12 protein-coding genes are annotated in these 14890 nt (G+C 71.7%); 7 read left to right on the top strand and 5 right to left on the bottom strand.

Annotated elements, in window-relative coordinates; all coding sequences use genetic code 11:
• The gene (locus ACH4TL_RS09775) at positions 1 to 1983 is read left to right on the top strand and encodes a DUF4157 domain-containing protein (protein WP_398309275.1); all 1983 of its coding nucleotides are present in this window, start codon (positions 1 to 3) and stop codon (positions 1981 to 1983) included.
• Here the strand turns inward: ACH4TL_RS09775 and ACH4TL_RS09770 are convergent.
• Positions 1968 to 2627 carry a response regulator gene (locus tag ACH4TL_RS09770; RefSeq protein WP_398309278.1) on the bottom strand — a complete coding sequence of 220 codons (660 nt, stop codon included), beginning with the start codon at positions 2625 to 2627 and terminating at the stop codon, positions 1968 to 1970. The genes ACH4TL_RS09775 and ACH4TL_RS09770 overlap by 16 nt on opposite strands.
• Positions 2600 to 3892 carry a sensor histidine kinase gene (locus ACH4TL_RS09765; RefSeq protein WP_398309281.1) on the bottom strand — a complete coding sequence of 431 codons (1293 nt, stop codon included), beginning with the start codon at positions 3890 to 3892 and terminating at the stop codon, positions 2600 to 2602. The genes ACH4TL_RS09770 and ACH4TL_RS09765 overlap by 28 nt, the downstream gene beginning before the upstream one ends.
• Before the next feature lie 166 nt (positions 3893 to 4058).
• Here ACH4TL_RS09765 and ACH4TL_RS09760 point away from each other — a divergent pair, with 166 nt between their 5' ends.
• The 4 genes from ACH4TL_RS09760 to ACH4TL_RS09745 are packed head-to-tail and all read left to right on the top strand — an operon-like array spanning position 4059 to position 8593.
• Entirely contained in the window at positions 4059 to 4817 is a 759-nt protein-coding gene (locus tag ACH4TL_RS09760; RefSeq protein ID WP_398309284.1) for an ABC transporter ATP-binding protein, read from the top strand.
• Positions 4811 to 7276, top strand: coding sequence for an ABC transporter permease (locus ACH4TL_RS09755; protein WP_398309287.1), 2466 nt, complete (start codon positions 4811 to 4813; stop codon positions 7274 to 7276). Before ACH4TL_RS09760 ends, ACH4TL_RS09755 begins: the two co-directional genes overlap by 7 nt.
• A gap of 4 nt (positions 7277 to 7280) precedes the next feature.
• A complete protein-coding gene (locus ACH4TL_RS09750) occupies positions 7281 to 8150 on the top strand; it encodes a helix-turn-helix transcriptional regulator (RefSeq protein ID WP_398309290.1) in 870 nt (289 codons plus the stop codon).
• A gap of 5 nt (positions 8151 to 8155) precedes the next feature.
• Positions 8156 to 8593, top strand: a complete 438-nt coding sequence (locus ACH4TL_RS09745) for a VOC family protein (RefSeq protein ID WP_398309294.1) — start codon at positions 8156 to 8158, stop codon at positions 8591 to 8593.
• A gap of 45 nt (positions 8594 to 8638) precedes the next feature.
• Here ACH4TL_RS09745 and ACH4TL_RS09740 read toward each other — a convergent pair whose 3' ends face one another.
• Both ACH4TL_RS09740 and ACH4TL_RS09735 read right to left on the bottom strand, forming a co-directional pair.
• A complete protein-coding gene (locus ACH4TL_RS09740; RefSeq protein WP_398309297.1) occupies positions 8639 to 9256 on the bottom strand; it encodes a hypothetical protein in 618 nt (205 codons plus the stop codon).
• A gap of 108 nt (positions 9257 to 9364) precedes the next feature.
• Complete coding sequence (locus tag ACH4TL_RS09735; protein ID WP_398309300.1) at positions 9365 to 11911, bottom strand: ATP-dependent Clp protease ATP-binding subunit; 2547 nt, start codon at positions 11909 to 11911, stop codon at positions 9365 to 9367.
• Between the two features lie 258 nt (positions 11912 to 12169).
• Here ACH4TL_RS09735 and ACH4TL_RS09730 point away from each other — a divergent pair, with 258 nt between their 5' ends.
• Complete coding sequence (locus ACH4TL_RS09730; protein ID WP_398309303.1) at positions 12170 to 14161, top strand: non-reducing end alpha-L-arabinofuranosidase family hydrolase; 1992 nt, start codon at positions 12170 to 12172, stop codon at positions 14159 to 14161.
• Positions 14162 to 14237: 76 nt separating this feature from the next.
• On the opposite strand, the gene ACH4TL_RS09725 is transcribed toward ACH4TL_RS09730, so the two are convergent.
• Complete coding sequence (locus ACH4TL_RS09725) at positions 14238 to 14657, bottom strand: YjbQ family protein (protein WP_398309306.1); 420 nt, start codon at positions 14655 to 14657, stop codon at positions 14238 to 14240.
• A gap of 101 nt (positions 14658 to 14758) precedes the next feature.
• Between ACH4TL_RS09725 and ACH4TL_RS09720 the strand changes: the two genes are divergently transcribed.
• Complete coding sequence (locus ACH4TL_RS09720; protein WP_370593019.1) at positions 14759 to 14842, top strand: putative leader peptide; 84 nt, start codon at positions 14759 to 14761, stop codon at positions 14840 to 14842.
• Positions 14843 to 14890 lie beyond the last annotated feature (48 nt).

Raw genomic sequence — 14890 nt, 5'->3', positions numbered from 1 at the left:
ATGCACGCACGGGACACCGGCAAGACCCCGGCCACCGCCCCCCATACCCCCGCCCCCAGCACCGTCCACTCCACGGCACCGGAGACGGGGAGCCATGCCGGGCCCGGGGCCGGTTCGGCCCCGTCGCTCCTGGCGCTCCAGCGCGCCGCGGGCAACGCCGCCGCCGTCCGCTCGGTCCAGCGAGCCCAGCAGGCCGGGGAACAGGCCGGGGAACAGCACCGGCACGGCCCCGGCTGCGGCCACCGCCCGGTGCAGCGCTCGGCCGTCCCCGAGGTGCTGGGCAGCGGCGGCACGTCCCTGGACGAACCCGTACGCCACGAGATGGAATCCCGCCTCGGCGCCGACTTCTCCGACGTCCGGCTGCACACCGGCAGCGCCGCCCGCGCCTCCGCGGCGGAGTTCGGCGCCCGCGCGTACACCTCCGGCAACCATGTGGTGATCGGCGACGGCGGCGCTGACAAGCACACCCTCGCGCACGAGTTGACGCATGTCATCCAGCAGCGCCAAGGCCCGGTCGCGGGCACCGACAACGGGTCGGGGCTCAAGGTCTCCGACCCCTCCGACCGCTTCGAGCGCGAAGCCGAAGCCAATGCCTCCCGCGCCATGGCGGGGCCCGTCCCACGCGCCACGGCCCCCGCGGAACCCGCTGGGCACCACGGGACCGCACACTCGGCCGACATCCAGCGTGCGCCGGGAAACCTGGCTACGGACAGGCCCGGTGCACGAGAGGCGACCGCGGACCGCGCCGCCCAGAACCAGCTGGTGCAAAATCCGGAGGAGTTCCTCAACCGTTCCGCCCTGGCTCTCGACTTCATGTTGGGCATAAAGGAGCGCACACCGGAACTGCCCCTGGACGTCAACGGGTTCGTGGAGAGGATGGACAACCGGGCTCGGCACTGGTTCGTCCTGGTCCCCGACCGCCGGCGCGCCAGGAAGGACAGGCCCGCGTATCTGCTGACCCCGGCCGTGGAGAAGTACGTCGAGGAGTCCGACGGCAGCGACCGCCTGCTCTCCCCCCTCGTGGGACACCCCGCGCTGCCCGCGGTCCTGCCCTCGAACGGATACCTCGCCTCGTCGTACGTCCCCTACTTCCAAGGGGTTTCGAAAGCCCCCGACACGCGCGTCGGCCACACCGACATCCCGCACGACGCCGGGGCCCAGGGACACGGTTCCGAGTTCGTCTTCACCGCCACGATGAACGGCTGTGCCTTCGCCGTGACGGGCAGCGCGCAGCGGGGCCACTTCACCGCCTGGCACTATCAGTCGCCCAGCAGCATCAGCAACCAGCCCCCGGCCAGGGAATTCCGCCGGGACCGCGCCCCCACCGACTGGTTCGGCCCCGAGGAGTACAAAAGTACCGTTCAGAACGGAATATTCGAGACGACGAACATGCTGTGGAACGGGCCGGACAGCTGGGAGGTCCTCAGCCAGGAGACGCATGTCAACCGACACGACATGGGCGACGCCCAGATCAAGTCGGTCCGCCGCCGTCCCTTGCGCATGGCCGCGGGAGGGGAAGCCCAGTACACCGCGAGGATCTACGCCGGTCTCGCGAGGGATCAACTCGAGGACTTGATGCGGAAGCTCACATACGCCAGGGACAACAGCGGCGAGCAGGCCGCGGAACTGGAGAAGAACGTCTTCAAGCCTCTTGAGATCGCCATGGCGAGAGAACCTCTGGAGCTCAAGGACCTGGACAGCTTCGCGGCGCTCTCCGAGGTCGCGCTCATGCTCAAACATCAGCGCTTCGAGGTGCTGGACCGGGCCAGGGACTGGATTGAGGCCCACTTCACCGCGGCTCGCGGCGGCATGTTGGCACTACTGGACAACGCGGAAAGTCTGCGCAAACGCCAGAAGGGTGTCTCCGACCTGATCGCCGAGTTCTCCAAATGGGGCTGGCTCGCAGGTCTCCTGGAGGAGGCCGCGGACCACCCCGCCGCCCCTGCCACCGGGGCGGGCCCGGGGGATCACGCCCGCAGGTAGGTGAGAACCGCCAGCACTCTGCGATGGGTCGCGTCGGCCGGGGGCAGGTCCAGCTTGCCGAGGATGTTGCCGATGTGCTTGCCCACGGCCGCCTCGGACACCACCAGGTCGCGGGCGATCGCACCGTTGGACTTTCCCTCCGCCATCAGGGCCAGCACCTCCCGCTCGCGCGGGGTGAGCCGTTCCAGCGGGTCGCGGCGGCGGCGCAGCAGTTGGCGCACCACTTCGGGGTCGACGACCGTGCCGCCGTCCGCCACTTCGCACAGGGCGGCCACGAACTCCTCGACCCGCCCGACGCGTTCCTTCAGCAGATAGCCGACGCCCGTTCCGTCGCCGGAGTCCAGCAGGTCCGAGGCGTAACGGCGCTGCACGTACTGGCTGAGCACCAGGACGGGCAGCGCGGGCCGGGCCTCGCGCAGCCGTACCGCCGCGTGCAGTCCCTCGTCCTGGAACCCGGGAGGCATGCGGACGTCCGTGAGGACGATGTCGGGCGCGTGCTCCTCGACCGCGGCGAGCAGGGCGGGAGCGTCGCCGACGGCCGCGACCACGTCGTGGCCGCAGCGGCGGAGCAGCCCGATGAGCCCTTCGCGGAGCAGCACGCTGTCCTCGGCCAGTACTACGTGCAAGCGCCGGTCCGTTCGCAAGGAAACTCCACACGCAGCAGGGTCGGTCCGCCCGGCGGGCTGGACAGGGAGAGTCTGCCACCGAGCGCGGCCACCCGGTCCCCGAGTCCGGTGAGCCCGCTTCCTCTGCCTGGGTCCGCGCCGCCCCGGCCGTCGTCGCGCACCTGGAGGAAGAGCCGCCCGTCGCGGTGTGCGCCGCTCACCTCCGCACGGCCCGCCCCGCTGTGCCGGGCGACGTTGGTGAGGGCCTCGCGGACCACGAAGTACGCGGCCGCCTCGACCGCCCGCGGCAGCCGCCCGGCCCCGAGCTCCAGCTCCACCTCCACGGGCACCGCCGAGCGGTCCGCGGCATCGGCGACGGCCGCGGGGAGGCCGTAGTCCGCGAGGACCTTGGGGTGGATGCCGTGGATGAGTTCGCGCAGCTCCACGAGCGCCTTGTCCGCCTCCTCCTGGGCCGCGGCGAGCTGGTCGGCGAGCGGCCCGGGTGGGGCGTCCAGACGGGCCAGGCCGAGCGTCATCGTCAGCGCCACCAGCCGCTGCTGCGCCCCGTCGTGCAGATCGCGTTCGATGCGGCGCCGTTCCGTCTCGAAGGCGTCCACCAACCGCAGGCGGGATCGGGCGAGTTCGGTGACCTCCGCCCTCAGGTCGCCCTCGCGCGGGGCGATCAGCAGACGCGTCAGTTCGGCCCGGGCCCCGGCCGCCACCCCCAGGACATAGCCGCACAGGCCCAGCAGGACCAGTCCGAGCACGGCGACCGCGAAGGCCACCGGCCACGAGGTGACGAGCCACTGCTTGAGCACCTTCGTCTCGTGGCCGCCACCGACCGTGGCCATCAGCAGCGGTGTCGCGACCAGGGACAGCGGGGCGAGCAGCGCGACGGCGACGACGAGCGCGTCGACCGGCCACAGCGCCACCGCGAACAGCACGGCGTACCCGAGTTCCCGCCATGTCGCGCGCTCCCTCATGCGGGTCGTCAGCCAGGCCCACAGTCCGTACGCCGTGGGCGCCCGATGCCGGTCGGGGGCCGGGTCCCGGTCGATCAGGCACAGCCTGCGCCGTTCCGCCCAGGCCACCGGGATTCCGGCGAGCGCGGCGAGGACGAGCAGCGGCAGGCCCACCAGCACGACGGCGAGGACGCCACCCGCCACGGCCGTGGCCACGATCCCCACGAGGGCGACCGCGCCGGTCACCGCGCCGGTGAGCAGGTAACCGGCCGAACGCCACGGCCATGACGACAGCAGGAAACCCGGGCCGGACATGGCCTGCCACACATTCCGAGAGTGCATGGAGGTCACCGTAGAAGGGCCGCCCCGCCCGTGCCATCGGTCCAGGGGGCGTACCGGGGGTATGCCTGGCCCTACCCCAGGTCTCGGCTCTGCCGTACTGCGCCGACGTGTCCGCGTGCGATGTGGTGTCGCTCGACATTCTCGACATCCGAACGGGTGGGGACACATGAACCACGACGCGCGTCACGACGCGGTCCAACTGCGCTCCGTCAGCAGACACTTCGGCTCCGGCGAGGACGCGGTGACCGCGCTCGACCAGGTTTCGCTGTCCTTCCCGGCGGGCACGTTCACCGCCGTCATGGGCCCGTCCGGCTCGGGCAAGTCGACCCTGCTCCAGTGCGCCGCTGGGCTGGACCGCCCCACGTCGGGGTCGGTCACCGTGGGCGGGACCGAGCTGACGACGCTGAGCGAGACCCGGCTGACCCTGCTGCGGCGCAGGCGCATCGGCTTCGTGTTCCAGGCGTTCAACCTGCTGCCGTCCCTGACCGCCCAGCAGAACGTGGCGCTGCCGCTGCGGCTCGCGGGCCGCCGTCCCTCCGCGGCCCGGGTGCGCGACGCGCTCCGGCAGGTCGGGCTCGGCGAGCGGGCACGGCACCGGCCGTCCGAGCTGTCCGGTGGCCAGCAGCAGCGGGTCGCCCTGGCCCGCGCCCTGATCACCCGCCCCGAGGTGCTGTTCGGCGACGAGCCGACCGGCGCCCTCGACACCCGGACCAGTCGTGAGGTGCTGGCCCTGCTGCGCGGCATGGTCGACGACGAGGGCCAGACGGTCGTCATGGTCACGCACGACCCGGTGGCCGCCTCCTGTGCGGACCGGGTGGTGTTCCTGGTCGACGGGCGGGTCGGCGGCGAGCTGCGCGGGGCGGGCGCCGACACCATCGCGGCGCGCATGACCACCCTGGAGAGCCTGGAGGACGTGGCGTGCTGAGCATCGCCCTGGGCACCCTGCGCACGCGCTGGGTCACCTTCGTCGGCAGCTACGTCGCCCTGTCGCTGGGGGTCGCGCTGCTCGCCGTCATGGGCCTGTCCCTCGCCTCGTCGCTGGACGCGCCCGACCGGAAACCCGAACGCTTCGCCGCCGCGCCGGTGGTGGTCAAGGGAGCCGACACGCTCCGGGTGCGCACCCCGAACGGCACCCGGGTCCAGCGGCTCGCGCATCCGCGTGCCGTGCCCGCCGGGATCGTGGCGGAACTGCGGAAGCTCGGGCCGGTGGTCGAGGACCGCTCGTTCGCCGTACGGGCGCGGGGCGGGCCGGGCGATCTGGTGGGCCACCCCTGGTCCACCGCCGCCTTCGCCCGCTACGAGATCCGCGCGGGCCGCGCGCCGCGCGCCGCCGACGAGGTGGTCATCAGCGGCGACTGGGCGAAGCCGGACGAGCGCGTACGGACCGACGGCGGGACCGTACGGATCGTCGGCACCGTACGGGTCGCCAGCACCGGACGCGGCTTCGAGAACGCCATCTTCTCCACCGACGAGCGCGCCGCCCACCTCTCGCCCCGCAGCGTCCAGCTCGTCGTGGACGCCGACGCGGCGGCCGTGCGCGCCGCGGTGCGCGGCAGCGAGGGAGTCAGGGTCCTCACCGGGGACGCGCGCCGCCTCGCCGACGCCGATCCGGACCGGGACCGCGAAGCGCTCATGGCGATGAACGCCCTGTTCGGCACGGCCGGTGGCGTCACCGCCTTCGTGTCGGTGTTCGTGGTGGCGTCCACCTTCGCCTTCGCGGTGGCCCAGCGGCGCCGGGAGTTCGGACTGCTGCGCACGGCCGGGGCGACTCCGGGGCAGCTGCGCCGGATGGTGTTCGCCGAGGCACTGATGGTCGGTGTGCTCGCCTCGGCCACCGGTTGTCTGCTCGGCGCGTACGGTGCGCCACGGCTGGCCGCCTGGGTGGTCGACGGTGGCGTCGCGCCCGGCTGGTTCGCCATCGGCGACCACGTCTGGCCGTACCACGTGGCGTTCTGGACGGGCCTGCTCGTCGCGCTGTGCGGCGTGGCGGCCGCGTCGTGGCGGGCGGGCCGCACCGGCCCCGCCCAGGCCCTGCGCGAGGCGGCCGTGGACACCGGGACGATGCCCCGGGGGCGGTGGCTGTCCGGCCTCGCCCTCCTGGCGACCGCCGTCGTCACCCTGGTCCTGGCCCTCGTCACCGACCCGGGCGAGCTGCTGCACCGTAAGACCTATGTGAGCCGCCCGATGCTGCTCATCGCCGCGGTCGCGCTGCTCGCCCCGGCGGTGGTGCGCCCGCTGACCCGGCTGATCGCCTGGCTCCCGGCCCAACTCCCCGGCGCGGGCGGCATGCTGGTGCGGGAGAACGCCGCCGCCGGGGTGCGCCGCACCGCAGCGATCGTGGCGCCCGTCCTGGTCACGGTCGCCCTCACCGGCTCGCTGCTGGGCGCCACCGCGACGCTGAACGAGGCGAAGGCCACCGAAATCCGCGAGCGGACGGCGGCCGACTTCGTCGCCACCCCGGCAGGCGGAGCGGGGTTCGACGCGGCCACCCTGCGCACGCTGCGCGCCGTGCCCGGCGCCGAGGTGTCCGCGAGCGCGCCGAGCGCCGTGTACGTCCTGGAGGACGGCGTGTCCCTCGTGAAGTCCGAGGCCCGCGCCGCCGACCCCGGCCCGCTCTCCGCCACCACCCGGCTGCCGGTCCGGGCCGGAAGGGCGAGCGACCTCGACGACGACTCGATCATCGTCAACGGCGAGTGGCAGCAGCACGCCGTGGGCCGACGAATCCCGGTGTGGCTCGGCGACGGCACCCGGAAGTCGCTGCGGATCGCCGCGGTCATGGCCACCGGCACCGGTGGCAACGGCGTCTACGTCACCCCGCGCAACGCCCCGGGCGCCACCGTCGACCGCGTCGACATCACCCTGACCGACGGCGCCGACGCGAGCGCCGTGGCGGCCGGGCTGCGGAAGGCGGTGCACACCGCGGGCGGGCGGCTGCTCACCAAGGACCAGTGGGTGGCGGCGCGTTATCCCAGGACGAAGGAGACCACCCGGACCGGCCTGCTGCTGGTCCTCGGCATCGCCCTCCTCTACACCGGCATCTCCCTGGCCAACACCATGGCCATGGCCACCTCCGACCGCGTCCGCGACCTCGCCGCGCTGCGGCTGGCCGGGGCCACCCCCTGGCAGATCCTGCGGCTGGTGGGCGCCGAGGCGCTGATGGTGGTGGCGGTCGGCGCGATCCTGGGCGCCCTGGTCGCCGGGGGCGAGCTGGCGGGCATGGCGAGCGCCCTGACCCTGCTGTCCGTGCACGCCGCGATCCAGATCCCCTGGGCGGCCATCGGCGCGGCCACCGGCGCGTGCGCGCTGCTCGCCGTGGTCGCGTCCGTCATCCCCGCCGCACTCGTCCTGCGCCCGGGCCGATGTCAGCGGGGCGTCGCATACTGACCACATGGCTGCTGAGGCGTTCCGGGAGTTCGTACGGTTCGCGCCCCGGCTCGGGGGCATGGTCGGGTCCGCGGTGGGCTACCGCACCGGCGGGCTGGCACCCGCCCTGCACCGGGGCTTGCCGTCCCCCTGGCTGACGTTGATCTTCTCGCTCGAAGGGCCGGTGACCAGCGGGGGCACCCTGGAGCAGGCACGGGGTGCCGATGCGGTGCGGGCGGACATCGTGGTGGGCGGGCTGCACCAGAGCCCGGCGTACATCATCCAGCCGGAGCACGAGACCGGGGTGCAGCTGGCCGTGCATCCGCTGGCGGCGCGCAGGCTGTTCGGCCTGCCCGCGGGGGCGCTCGCGGATGAGCTGGTGGTGTCGGGGACGGAGGTGCTGGGCGCGCGGGCGGCCGAGGTCCACGAGCGGATGCGGGAGCGGTCGGGGTGGGAGGAGCGGTACGCCCTGCTCGGCGCGTATCTGCGGGCGCGTGCGGCCGCGGCGGACGAGGCCGCGCCGGCCCGGCGCGAGATCGCCGAAGCGTGGGCGTGGCTGGCCCGGCGCCGGGGCGCGGGCACGCTGCGCGGGCTGGCCGGGCATGTGGCGCTCAGCCCGCGGCGGCTCACCGCGCTCTTCCGGGCGGAGACCGGGCTGAGCCCGAAGCAGGCCGCCCGGCTGATGCGGTTCGAGCACGCCAAGGCCACCGTGGCGCGGGCCGTCGCCGCGCGCGGCGCTGCCGAGCTGGCGCGGGTCGCGGCCGACTGCGGCTACTACGACCATGCGCATCTGGTGCGGGACTTCCGCCAGTACACCGGCGTCAGCCCCACGGCCTGGCTCGCCGAAGAGTGCCGGAATATCCAAGCCGGGGGGCACCGGAACGGCGAAGAGTGAAGGGCATGAACCCCATGGAATCCCCAGCACAGCGTTCCCCGAGCATCTGGCCCACGCTCCAGGCCCATGACGCGCCCGCCCTGATCGACTTCCTCGTCGGCACGGTCGGCTTCCTGCGCACCGCCGTGTACGAGGACGGCGACCGCGTGGCGCACGCCCAGCTGGACTGGCCCGAGGGCGGCGGGATCATGCTCGGCTCGTACAAGCCGGAAAGCGCGGAATGGTGTCTGCGGCCGGGCACCTTCGGCGCCTATGTGGTCACCGACCACGTGGACGACCTGTACGAGCGGCTGAGGGCGGCGGGGGTCGAGGTCATCCGCGAGATCGCGGACCAGCCGTACGGCAGCCGCGAGTTCGCGATCGCCGACCCCGAGGGGAACAGGTGGTCCTTCGGCACCTACCGCGGCGAACCCCGACCGGCCACGGCCTCCCAGCCCGCCTGAAGCAGGCGGGCGGGGAGGCCATCGGTCACGGCATCGGCATCGGCATCAGCCGAGGTCGAAATTGAAGTTGGTCACGTACCAAGCGTCCTTGATCTTGGCGGACTCAATCTTGACGTCCAGCTGTCCCGGCTTCAGTCCGGTGGAGTTGGACAGGACGACCTTGTTGAGCGTCTGTCCATCAATGGTGATCTTGTCGCCGGGGACCTCCACCTTGTCGCCGTCGGCCTGAACCTTGGCGACGTCCACCTTCGGCTCGCCCCCGGACTGCTTGGGCGTGAACGACTCACGCAGCTTCCCGACGTTCTCGACCATCTTCCGCACGTCGGGCTCGTCACTCGCACACCGCGACGGGGTGCCGACCGGCCCGGGTGACGACCCCTTGGCCGGGCCCGCCATCACCAGGCACGCCTGCTTCGGCTGCCCCTTGACGACCGCCGTCACCCACGCGGCGACCGCGCCCTCGGCCGTGGCCTGGCGGTTGCCCGAGGGCTGCGAGGACTGCGAAGGCTGCGAGGCCTCCGAACTGCTCGAACTGCTTGCCGCCGGCTTGCTCCCCGAGTCGGACTCCGTCTCCTTCGAGCAGCCCGTGACACCCACGACGGCCGCCACTACCGCGACCCCGGCGATCCAGCCGACCGTCTTGTTCTTGTGACTCGCTGACACTCTTTCAGAAGCCTTCCATAGACATCATGTGATCCGATGTCACCCCGAGGCCTCTCATCGAGACGCCACATCGGCCATGGAGACGTCGGGGAAGGCCGAACGGTTCTCTCAAGGCCGCTGGGCCGTCACGGCCTCGGCGGTGTGGAACTCCAAGTGTCCGCCCTCGACCCCCACCCGGATCAAATCGCCGGAGGTGAGGGCGCCGTCGAGGAGCATCCGGGACAGCCGGTTGCCGACCTCCCGCTGAATCGTACGGCGCAGCGGCCGCGCCCCGTACTCGGGTTGGTGGCCGTGGTGGGCGAGCCAGTCGATGGCTTCCGGGGCGAACTCGACGGCGATGTCCTGGGCGTGCAGCCGACGGCGGGTGTCCTCCAGCATCACGTCGGTGATCCGGCGCAGTTGCTCGTCGTCGAGCTGCCGGAAGACCACGGTCTCGTCGATGCGGTTGAGGAATTCGGGGCGGAAGTGCTCGCGCAGCGGGCGCAGGACGCGCTCGCGGCGGGCCTGTTCGCCGGTCTCGGCGTCCGTGGCGCCGAAGCCGAGCGCGGCGCCGCCGATGGCCTCGGAGCCCAGGTTGCTCGTCATCACGATGACGGTGTTGCTGAAGTCGACGGTGCGGCCCTGGGCGTCGGTGAGGCGGCCGTCGTCCAGCACCTGGAGCAGGATGTTGAAGACATCGGGGTGGGCCTTCTCGACCTCGTCCAGCAGCAGCAGCGAGTACGGGCGCCGGCGCACGGCCTCGGTGAGCTGCCCGGCCTCCTCGTGGCCGACGTAACCGGGCGGGGCGCCGACCAGGCGGCTGACGGAGTGCCGCTCCTGGTACTCACTCATGTCGAGCCGCACCATCAGCTCTTCGCTGCCGAACAGCGCCTCGGCCAGCGCCCGCGCGAGTTCGGTCTTACCGACGCCGGTGGATCCGAGGAAGAGGAAGCTCCCGGTGGGGCGGCCGGGGTCGGCCAGTCCGGCCCGGGAGCGCAGCACCGCCTCGGCGACGGCGCCGACGGCCTCGTCCTGCCCGATGACGCGCTTGCGCAGATGCTCCTCCAGGCCGAGCAGGCGGTCCCTCTCCTCCTGGGTGAGGCTGCTGACCGGAATGCCGGTCTGCCGGGACACCACTTCGGCGATGTCCTCGGCGGCGACCTCCAGGCTCTGCCCGTCGTCCGGCTCCGTGCCGCCGTCCGCCTCGATACGGTGCGTCAACTCGCCAATGTGGTCACGCAGTTCGGAAGCACGTTCGTACTCCTCGGCGGCCACCGCCTGGTCCTTGTCCCGGGACAGCTGCTCGACCTCCCGCTCCAGAGCCCGCACATCGGTACCCCTGGTCCGCGAGCGCAGGCGCACCCGGGCACCGGCCTGGTCCATCAGGTCGATGGCCTTGTCGGGCAGGAAACGGTCGGTGAGGTAGCGGTCGGACAGCTCCACGGCGGCGCGCAGCGCCTCGTCGGCGAAGCGGACCTGGTGATGGGCCTCGTAGCGGTCGCACAGGCCCCGCAGGATCTCCACCGCGTCGGCGGCGGTGGGCTCGGGCACCAGGATGGGCTGGAAACGGCGGGCCAGCGCCGCGTCCTTCTCGATGTGGCGCCGGTACTCCTCCAGCGTGGTGGCGCCGATGACATGGAGTTCGCCACGGGCCAGCGCGGGCTTGAGCATGTTGCCCGCGTCCATGGAACCGCCCTCGCCACCACCGCCGGTGCCCGCCCCGACGACGGTGTGCAGCTCGTCGATGAACACGATCAGCTGCTCGGAGTGGGTACGGATCTCCTCGATGATGCCGCTCAGCCGCTCCTCGAAATCGCCCCGGTAGCGGGTGCCCGCGACGACGGCGGACAGGTCCAGGGCGACCACGCGGCGGCCGAGCAGGATGTCGGGGACGTCCCCTTCGGTGACGCGCTGGGCGAGCCCTTCGACGATGGCGGTCTTGCCGACACCGGCGTCGCCGATCAGCACCGGGTTGTTCTTGCCGCGCCGGGACAGCACCTCGACAGTCTGCTCGATCTCGTCGCCGCGCCCGATGACCGGATCGATGCGGCCCTCGTGGGCGAGTTCGGTCAGATCGCGGCTGAACTTGTCCAGGGTGGGCGTGTCCTGCGCCCGGCCCCCGGGCTGCTGCCCCGCCACGGTGGCCTGCGGCTGCCCCGGCCCGACCCGCGGTCCCTGCTGGGCCGCCGCGGGGTCGAAGTGGAGGGTGTTGAGGATGCGTCCGGCGGCGGAGTCGGGGTTCGCGGCGAGCGCCCCGAGGACGTGCTCGGGCCCGATGTACGACGCGCCGGTGGCGCGGGCCAGGTCATGGGCGTCCAGCAGGGCCCGCTTGACCGCGGGGGTGACGGACAGCCGGTTCTGCGGCGGTCCGTCACCACTCGTACGGTCGATCTGGGCGGCCAGCGCCTCGGTGTCGGCCCCCGCCCCCGCCAGCAGACCCCGGGTCGGCTCCGCGGTCAGCGCCGCGCGCAGCAGATGCTTGGTGTCCAGGTCGGTGCTGCCGTGCTCGGCGGCGTAGGAGACGGCGTCGGCGACCAGTTGCCGGGCGGGGTCGCTCATCAGGCGACCGATGTCGATCTGCCGGGGACCGCGCGGCCCGCCACCGAGGAAGCGTGTCAGGTATTCCTCGAACGGGTCGGGACCGAAGCCCCCCGGCCCCATGAAACCGCTGTTCATAGCCTTCCGTTCCGCGGTTCCGGCCGAGTGGGTGCCACCCGCGCCGATCCCGCTGCTCTGGTAGGCGTCGTGCTTTCGGGGCGCGGGTGCCCGGGATCGGCGCGGCTTACACCTGACCCTTCCATGTCGGTCGTGTTCATGCCACGATGCAAAACATGGGAGCGCTCCCATTTTGCTCCCATCCCTGACCCGCCGAGGAGAGACATGCCCCCAACACCACGACGACGCGGCCGACGCCGAGCCTCGATGCTCGGGTTATTGGCGGCCACCGCCATGACGATGACCGGCCTCGCCGGTACCGCGGGTGCCGCGACCGGCCCCGCTCAAGAGAAGGCCGCCAAGGCGTCCACGCTGGGCGCGCAGGCTGCCCAGTCCGGGCGGTACTTCGGGGCCGCCGTGGCCGCCGGGAGGCTCGGCGACGGCACGTACGCGAGCATCCTGAACCGTGAGTTCAACATGGTCACACCCGAGAACGAGATGAAGTGGGACACCATCGAGCGGTCCCGCGGCTCGTTCAACTTCGGGCCCGGTGACCAGATCGCGAACCAAGCCGCCTCGCACGGACAGCGCCTCCGAGGACACACCCTGGTCTGGCACTCCCAGCTGCCGAGCTGGGTGAGCGGCATCGGCGACGCGGGCACCCTGCGCAGCGTGATGAACAATCACATCACCACGACCATGGCCCACTACAAGGGCAAGATCTACGCCTGGGACGTGGTGAACGAGGCGTTCGCCGACGGCGGCAGCGGCCAGCACCGCCCCTCGGTGTTCCAGAACGTGCTGGGCAACGGCTTCATCGAGGAAGCCTTCCGCACCGCCCGGTCGGCCGACCCGGCGGCCAAGCTCTGCTACAACGACTACAACATCGAGGACTGGAACGCCGCGAAGACCCAGGGCGTCTACCGCATGGTGCGCGACTTCAAGGCGCGCGGGGTGCCCATCGACTGCGTCGGCTTCCAGGCCCACTTCGGCACCGGCGGCCCGCCCGCCAGCTTCCAGACCACCCTGTCCAGCTTCGCCGCCCTCGGCGTGGACGTGCAGATCACCGAACTGGACATCGCGCAGGCACCGGCGGCCGCGTACACGAACACGGTCAGGGCCTGCATGAACGTCGCGCGCTGCACCGGCATCACCGTCTGGGGCATCCGGGACAGCGACTCCTGGCGCGCCGGGGAGAAGCCGCTGCTCTTCGACAACAACGGCAGCAAGAAGGCGGCCTACAACGCCACCCTGACCGCCCTGGGCGGCACGCCCGCGACCAAGTCCACTGCCGCGCCCGCCTCCCCCACAGCCTCCCTGCCCAGCAGCTTCAAGTGGAACTCCAGCGGGATCCTGATGTCCCCGAAGCCGGACGCCACCCACAACATCGCGGGGCTCAAGGACCCCACGGTGGTCTACCACAACGGCAAGTGGCACGTCTTCGCCAGCGTCGCCAGCTCCTCCGGCTACAACCTGGTGTACCTCAGCTTCAGCGACTGGTCCCAAGCGGCCTCGGCCACCCATCACTACCTGGACCGCACCGCCATCGGCACCGGCTACCGGGCCGCGCCGCAGGTGTTCTACTTCGCGCCGCAGAACAAGTGGTACCTGGTCTACCAGACCGGGAACGCCTCGTACTCGACCAACAGCGACATCAGCAACCCCAACGGCTGGAGCGCACCGAAAAACTTCTACTCCGCCATGCCGGACATCATCAAGCAGAACATCGGCAGCGGCTACTGGGTGGACATGTGGGTGATCTGTGACAGCGCCAACTGCTACCTGTTCTCCTCCGACGACAACGGACACCTGTACCGCTCGCAGACCACCCTGGCCCAGTTCCCGAACGGCTTCACCAACACCGTCATCGCGGCCCAGGACTCCAACAAATACGCCCTGTTCGAAGCGAGCAACGTCTACAAGGTGCAGGGCAGCAACCAATACCTGCTGATCGTCGAGGCCATCGGATCGGACGGCAAACGCTACTTCCGGTCCTGGACCTCCAGCAGCCTCGCGGGCTCCTGGACCCAGCTGGCCGCCTCCGAGAGCAACCCCTTCGCCCGGGCCAACACCACCGCCTTCCCGGCGGGCGCCTGGACCAAGGACATCAGCCACGGCGAGCTGATCCGCGCCGGAACCGACCAGACCCTCACCATCAACCCGTGCAAGCTCCAGTACCTCTACCAGGGCAAGGACCCGAACGCCGGCGGCGACTACAACACCCTGCCGTGGCGCCTGGGCCTCCTCAACCAGACCAACTCCGCCTGCTGAACCGCCGCAGACTCCGGCTATGGGCGCGGAGGCGCACCGGCCCCGCGCCCGTACCCGGTCGCTCAGCCCAGGAAGCTCAGCCCAGGAAGCTCAGCCGCACCTCGCGGTGGGGGTTGTCCCGGTTGGTGTCCACCAGGCACACCGACTGCCACGTGCCGAGCGCCAGGCTGCCGCCGAGGACGGGGAGGGTGGCGTGGGGCGGGACGATGGCCGGGAGGACGTGGTCGCGGCCGTGGCCCGGGGAGCCGTGGCGGTGGCGCCAGCGGTCGTCGGCGGGGAGGAGGTCGCGGAGGGCGGCGAGGAGGTCGGTGTCGCTTCCGGCGCCCGTCTCCAGAATCGCGATCCCGGCGGTCGCGTGCGGGACGAACACATTGAGCAGGCCGTCGGCGCCCGGTGCCACCTCGCGCAGATACGCCTCGCAGTCGGCGGTGAGGTCGGCGACGGTCTCGGAGGTGCCGGTGGTGATGTCGAGCGTGTGGGTGCGGAAAGTAGCCATGACTCCATCCTGGTACGTGCTCGCTTAAAACTCCCGCAACAAAGGTCCGAGGGGCAAGACGGCGTTGACCTGCCTCGGACGGGCTGGCTAGCTTCGAGGGCATGTCTACGTCAGCCCTGCTCACCACGCGCGGTCACATCGACCTGCTGCGGGTGGCGTCCGCCACGTGTCCCGGCGCCTGCTGACCTTCTCTCACACCTCTCTCGTTCTCGTCGTGCCGCGCTGACCCTCGT

Origin of the sequence: Streptomyces sp. NPDC021115 (assembly GCF_044333065.1) — a bacterium.
Lineage (GTDB): Bacteria > Actinomycetota > Actinomycetes > Streptomycetales > Streptomycetaceae > Streptomyces.
The sequence above is the reverse complement of the archived record's forward strand: the minus strand, read 5'-3'. Positions and strand labels throughout refer to the sequence as shown.